The 5,313-nt window shown below is 41.2% G+C and carries 9 protein-coding genes and 2 tRNA genes (1 of these 11 cut by a window edge); 9 read left to right on the top strand and 2 right to left on the bottom strand.

Features of this window, described 5'->3' with window-relative positions; genetic code table 11:
- Both BW942_RS18995 and BW942_RS18990 read right to left on the bottom strand, forming a co-directional pair.
- Positions 1 to 505: IS110 family transposase (locus BW942_RS18995; protein ID WP_139325934.1), on the bottom strand; the 505-nt coding region annotated here is incomplete at its 3' end.
- 313 nt (positions 506 to 818) lie between these two features.
- Complete coding sequence (locus tag BW942_RS18990) at positions 819 to 1,043, bottom strand: hypothetical protein (RefSeq protein ID WP_000856890.1); 225 nt, start codon at positions 1,041 to 1,043, stop codon at positions 819 to 821.
- A gap of 318 nt (positions 1,044 to 1,361) precedes the next feature.
- Between BW942_RS18990 and BW942_RS18985 the strand changes: the two genes are divergently transcribed.
- From BW942_RS18985 to rpoB, 9 genes are all read left to right on the top strand, one after another.
- Positions 1,362 to 1,433, top strand: a tRNA-Thr gene (locus BW942_RS18985).
- An 11-nt stretch (positions 1,434 to 1,444) separates the two neighbouring features.
- Positions 1,445 to 1,515: transfer RNA gene (locus BW942_RS18980), tRNA-Trp, on the top strand.
- Positions 1,516 to 1,565: 50 nt separating this feature from the next.
- Positions 1,566 to 1,754: a preprotein translocase subunit SecE gene (gene secE, locus BW942_RS18975; protein WP_000869352.1), complete on the top strand. Its 189-nt coding sequence runs from the start codon at positions 1,566 to 1,568 to the stop codon at positions 1,752 to 1,754.
- A 27-nt stretch (positions 1,755 to 1,781) separates the two neighbouring features.
- Positions 1,782 to 2,327, top strand: coding sequence for a transcription termination/antitermination protein NusG (nusG, locus tag BW942_RS18970; RefSeq protein WP_000536871.1), 546 nt, complete (start codon positions 1,782 to 1,784; stop codon positions 2,325 to 2,327).
- A 26-nt stretch (positions 2,328 to 2,353) separates the two neighbouring features.
- Positions 2,354 to 2,782, top strand: coding sequence for a 50S ribosomal protein L11 (gene rplK, locus BW942_RS18965; RefSeq protein ID WP_000729204.1), 429 nt, complete (start codon positions 2,354 to 2,356; stop codon positions 2,780 to 2,782).
- A gap of 6 nt (positions 2,783 to 2,788) precedes the next feature.
- Complete coding sequence (gene rplA / locus BW942_RS18960) at positions 2,789 to 3,481, top strand: 50S ribosomal protein L1 (RefSeq protein ID WP_001188789.1); 693 nt, start codon at positions 2,789 to 2,791, stop codon at positions 3,479 to 3,481.
- Between the two features lie 27 nt (positions 3,482 to 3,508).
- On the top strand, positions 3,509 to 4,042 hold the full coding sequence (gene rplJ, locus BW942_RS18955) for a 50S ribosomal protein L10 (RefSeq protein ID WP_000013204.1): 534 nt from the start codon (positions 3,509 to 3,511) through the stop codon (positions 4,040 to 4,042).
- 49 nt (positions 4,043 to 4,091) lie between these two features.
- Positions 4,092 to 4,475, top strand: coding sequence for a 50S ribosomal protein L7/L12 (rplL, locus tag BW942_RS18950; protein ID WP_000102400.1), 384 nt, complete (start codon positions 4,092 to 4,094; stop codon positions 4,473 to 4,475).
- 222 nt (positions 4,476 to 4,697) lie between these two features.
- Positions 4,698 to 5,313, top strand: partial view of a DNA-directed RNA polymerase subunit beta gene (rpoB, locus tag BW942_RS18945; RefSeq protein WP_082279663.1) — the beginning only. Its footprint extends 3,065 nt past the window's final position; only the first 616 of its 3,681 coding nucleotides appear in the window; its start codon is at positions 4,698 to 4,700; its stop codon lies off the right edge, out of view.

Here is a 5,313-nt window from a genome sequence, read left to right as displayed (position 1 = left end):
CTTTTGTTCTTAAATGCTTTTTAGTGATATGTGTCAAACCGGCTTGAGTAAATAAACTATGAAGTCGATTCTTACTTTGCGTTAGTTGCCTTGTCCAGTTCTCTTGTTCCGTGCATAGTCTTCTATTGTCCTCCTCTTCATCGTTTGGAATCGGAACGACCGGTAATTCTTCTATTGGAAAACGTTGTATGAGTCTCGCAATCTTGAGAGAGTCTTCTTTATCTGTTTTTTTTAAAGATTGATAGATTGTTGCTAAGTCTCCTGGATTCAAGACGATCACTTGAATCCCTTTGTTTAATATTGATTTTGCAATTCTAAAAGATTGAGAGCCTGCTTCTAAGCCTACTACATCATTTGGATTGAGCCAATTTATCAATTTAGAAATTCCAATTTCTGTTGTTGAAAATTGTTGTCTTTGATGAAGAGAGTTGTCTCCGATCCGTATGACTTCTAAAGTTTTTTTTCCACAGTCGATTCCTACGTATTTGATTTCTTGACTTTTCATTTCTTTCTCCTAAAGTTTTAAGTGGAGCGGAAGGTCTTAACAAGCCCGAGTTGTGATATACCAGCACTCCTATTCGTGGTCAACTTTGTGAAGTTGCCACACATGGGTTTGCGGTGGCCGATTTAGATTCATCTATGGATCGGGGTCTAAGCCCCAAGAGAGCGATCAATCTGCCACCGGCCTTCTTGACTCCGTCGATTCAAGAATATCACATTCGGAACTGTCTTACGTTCAAGAAACATACTAATCTACGGTCGCTCGAAGAAACTCAGCGTCTCGCTTCTATGGTCGCTCGACGGGAATTAAGCGTTTCTTATATTGAACTCGTGTTATTTAAAAGACTGAGGGTTTTGGTTTGAAAAGTTTTTATAAAAATACAAAATCTAAGTTTTAAAAAACAAGATTTTCCTTGTACTAAATTTTCTCTCAGACATCCTTGGTTTAGGTGAAAGCCACCGGCCCCGGAGCTGGGGGTTTCGTTGCAAACTCCGTGAAATTTTTTGCTCTCTGCTTTCGCTCCCAGAACCGGGGTTTTCAAATAGAGTAGTTCCTTACAGAAAAAAGTTTGGCGAGAGTTCTCAATTTAGCAAAAATGGTGTGAGTTCCTACATTTTATTTTCTACGGAAAAATTGACTTTCAGAAAGAAAATTCACAAAAAAACTTTCAATTTAAGCGGCACGGCTTTTGAAAAATTTGAATACTCAGAATGATTGAAATACGATCTAAGTTTTTATTCTAAGCCAGATCGGAAAAAGGTATTTAGCAATTTCCGTGCCGGATTTGATTGACGTCTAGCCTACCTTAAAAATACTGTGAATTCCTAGGCATCTTTAGCAGAGAGCCGGAAGGAATATTGCCCTCTTAGCTCAGCGGTAGAGCACTTCCATGGTAAGGAAGGGGTCACCAGTTCAAGCCTGGTAGAGGGCTAACAAATGAACAGGCCTGTAGTTTAGTGGTAGAACTAGGATCTCCAAAGTCCTTGGTGGGAGTTCGATTCTCTCCGGGCCTGAAAGATACTTCTCTCTCTGCGTTGGCTTACAAAATATCTGGCAGGAAATCGTGAAAGTAACTACTTTTATACAGGAATGTAAGGCAGAATTGGAAAAGGTCCAATGGCCTACCCGCGAAGAAGTTGTTTATTCAACAGTGGTAGTGTTAGTTACCGTATTTTTCTTTTCTATTTTCCTGTTTTTTGCGGATTCGGCATTTGTAAGACTGCTGACCTGGTTTTGGGAACTGGCTGGTTAGATCAAAAGGAATCTTAAAGTTATCTCCATGGGAACAAAAAAATGGTACGCTCTTCAGACCTATTCAGGACACGAGAATAAGGTTCAGAAGAATATAGAAAAACTCATTCAACAAAAGAAGTTGGAAGAGAAAATTTTTCAAGTAAAGATACCTACCATGGACGTTGCCGAAATGAAAAACGGCAAAAAGAAAGTAACTAAACGAAAATTAATGCCAGGTTACGTTCTAATTGAAATGGAAATGGATGATGATACTCGATTTTTGATTCAATCACTTCCTTCTGTTTCTACATTTGTAGGCTCTAAAGACGGAGGCCCCGAGCCTTTGTCTTTGGAAGAAGTAAAAAATTTATTTTCCGAATCGGGTGATGTCGCATCTGAGGAACCAGTTGCACCTAAGATTCTCTTTAAAGTGGGGGATTCTTTAAAAATCATCGATGGGCCTTTTGCGAACTTCACTGGGCTCGTGGACGAAATCTTTCCGGATAAAGGAAGACTTCGTGTAAAAGTAGAAATCTTCGGGAGATCCACTCCCGTTGAACTGGATTATCTTCAGGTAAAAACTGAAAATTAAGAGAAAGAACAAAGGACGTTCTATTCATGGCAGCAAAAAAAGTAGTAAAGCAGATCAAACTTCAGGTGGAAGCAGGAAAAGCGAATCCTGCACCTCCCGTTGGTCCGGCTCTTGGTCAGGCCGGTTTGAACATCATGGAATTCTGCAAACAATTCAATGAAAGATCCAAAGCACAAATTGGACTCAAACTTCCGGTTGTGATCACTGTTTTTTCAGATCGTAGTTTTACATTCATTACTAAATCACCTCCGGCCGCCCTTCTGGTTAAAAAGGCGATCGGTTTGGAAACCGGATCTGCGACGCCTCACACACACAAGGTTGGAAAGATCACTCGTAAACAATTGGAAGAGATCGCTAAAACTAAAATGGAAGATCTCAATGCAAACGACATAGACGCTGCTGTGAATATTATTGCGGGAACTTGCCGCTCCATGGGCGTCACTGTAGAGGCTTAGAATCAGATGCAACGTGGAAAAAAATACAGAGCTCACAAAGAGAAAGTAGATAGTACTAAATTCTTTTCTATCGATAAGGCTGTGGAATTGGCAAAGTCCACTTCTTACACTAAGTTCGATGGAACTCTTGAAATCGCTACGAAAGTAAATTACAAATCTCTTCAGAACATCCGTGGGACGATTTCACTTCCACACGGAACTGGTAAAAAGATTCGTGTTCTTGTTTTCTGCAAGGGAGACAAACAAAACGATGCGAAAGCTGCCGGAGCTGATTTTGTAGGAGATACGGATCTCATCGAAAAGGTGGCGGGTGGTTGGACTGATTTTGATGCTTGTGTGGCAACTCCAGACATGATGAAAGACGTGGGGAAACTTGGTCCGATCCTTGGTAGAAAAGGCCTTATGCCAAAGCCGAAGGCAGGAACCGTAACCACAGACGTTGCAAAGGCTGTGAACGAACTCAAAGCAGGGCGAATTGAATATCGTCCTGACAAAGGCGGAGTGGTTCATCTTGGAGTTGGAAAGGTTTCTTTTGACAATACTAAACTTATAGAAAACATCCGCACCGTAGTTCAAACTCTGATGCGGGATAAACCTTCCGACGCAAAGGGTGAATACCTAAAAACTTTCTCTATTTCTCCTACGATGGGGGTTGGTGTGAAAGTAGACGTAAAAGAACTGGTCAACACTTCCATTTGACCTAGATAAGATTTGGAGTATTAGAAAATGGCGAATCAGGAAAAAATAGAAGCAGTCGCTTTACTCAAAGGTAAACTGGAAACGAGGAACAACTTTATTCTCGCTTGTTACTCGGGTTTAACCGTGGAAGAAATCACTGGTCTTCGAGCTCAGTTGAGAAAAGAAGGTTCTGAGATGAAAGTTCTCAAGAACAATCTTTTCTTAAGAGCTTTGAAGGAATCTGGCGCTCACAAAGATAAAAATATTACTTTCGGTTCGGAGTATCAAGGACCTCTCGCTGCTATTTTTGCAAAGGATAATCTTCCGGCGATCGCAAAAGTCTGCAAAGACTTTGCGAAGAATAACAAAAACCTGATCGTAAAAGCGGGTTATATGGACGGTTCCGTTCTCGATGCAAATGGAGTGGATGCAATCGCTGGCCTTCCAAGTAGGGAACAACTTCTCGCTCAAATTGCGGGTGGAATCAACGGTCCTGCAAGAACGATCGCATCTGGAATCAACCAAATCATCGCGTCTCTTGCAAGAGCGATTCAAGCAACCGCAGAAAAGAACAACGCATAACGTATTTTTAATATAGTAAAAGACTAAACGGAATCAAAGGAGCATATAAATGTCTACTGAAGCGCTATTAGAGCAAATTGGAAAGCTTACACTGGTTGAGGCTGCAGACCTCGTGAAAAAAATGGAAGATAAATTCGGTATTTCTGCTGCAGCACCGGTTGCAGTAGCAGCCGTTGGAGCAGCACCTGCTGGTGCTGGAGCTGCTGAAGAAGCTTCTACTTTTAATGTCATTCTGAAGGGATTTGACAGTGCTAAAAAGATCGAAGTGATTAAACTTGTAAGAGAAATTACAGGTTTGGGATTGGCGGATGCAAAAGGTCTTGTTGAAGCTGGTGGAAAGGCTGTTAAAGAAGGCGTTGCTAAAGCAGAAGCGGACGACCTCAAAAAGAAATTCGAGGGCGCCGGCGCACAGATCGAACTCAAAGCGAGTTAATTGTTTCGTTAGAACTCTGTTAGCGCTAGCTTTCAAAAAATCCTTTCACTCAAAGCAAGGAGACTCAGTTAATGGTCCCCTTGCTCTGTTGTATTTACAGCCTTTCAAAAATTTGGTATCATTTCCAAAGGCTGGGAGTGTCGGTTTTAAAGTTCGACAAAATCGAACGTTAACCGGTTTAATACAGGTCATTGTTTTTCATTTATCGATAGGGAGCACAGAATGTACGGTCAAGTAGAGAGAAAACGGGTAAATTTCGGAAAAATTACGAATCTGGATTACCTTCCTAACTTGATTCAAATTCAAAAACGTTCTTTTGACTGGTTTCTTCAAGCAGATGTCAAAGACGAAACTAAAAGAAGACATCAAGGGTTAGAAGCCGTATTTCGGGAAACCTTTCCCATTGAAAGTCCGAATAACGACATGATCATGGAATATAGTCATTATATTCTAGGAGAACCGAAACGTTCTCCTCAAGAATGTAAGGACACGGACGCAACTTTTGCGATGCCGTTAAAAGCGGTGATCCGATTGATCATCAAAGAAACCGGAGAAATCCGAGAGCAAACGGTTTACATGGGAGATCTTCCCGTGATGACCGAACAAGGTACTTTTATCATCAATGGAGCGGAACGTGTAGTCGTTTCTCAGCTTCATCGTTCTCCTGGTATATTCTTTTCTTATGATATGAAAAGGGACGTCTTCTCCGCCAGAGTGATTCCTTACAGAGGTTCTTGGTTGGAATTTGAGATGGATAACAAGGGAATTTTGATCGCAAAGATCGATAGAAAGAAAAAATTTCCTGCCACCCTTCTCGTTAAATCCCTAGGACATGGAA

This window comes from Leptospira interrogans (genome assembly GCF_900156205.1).
Classification (GTDB): domain Bacteria; phylum Spirochaetota; class Leptospiria; order Leptospirales; family Leptospiraceae; genus Leptospira; species Leptospira interrogans.
The sequence above is the reverse complement of the archived record's forward strand: the minus strand, read 5'-3'. Positions and strand labels throughout refer to the sequence as shown.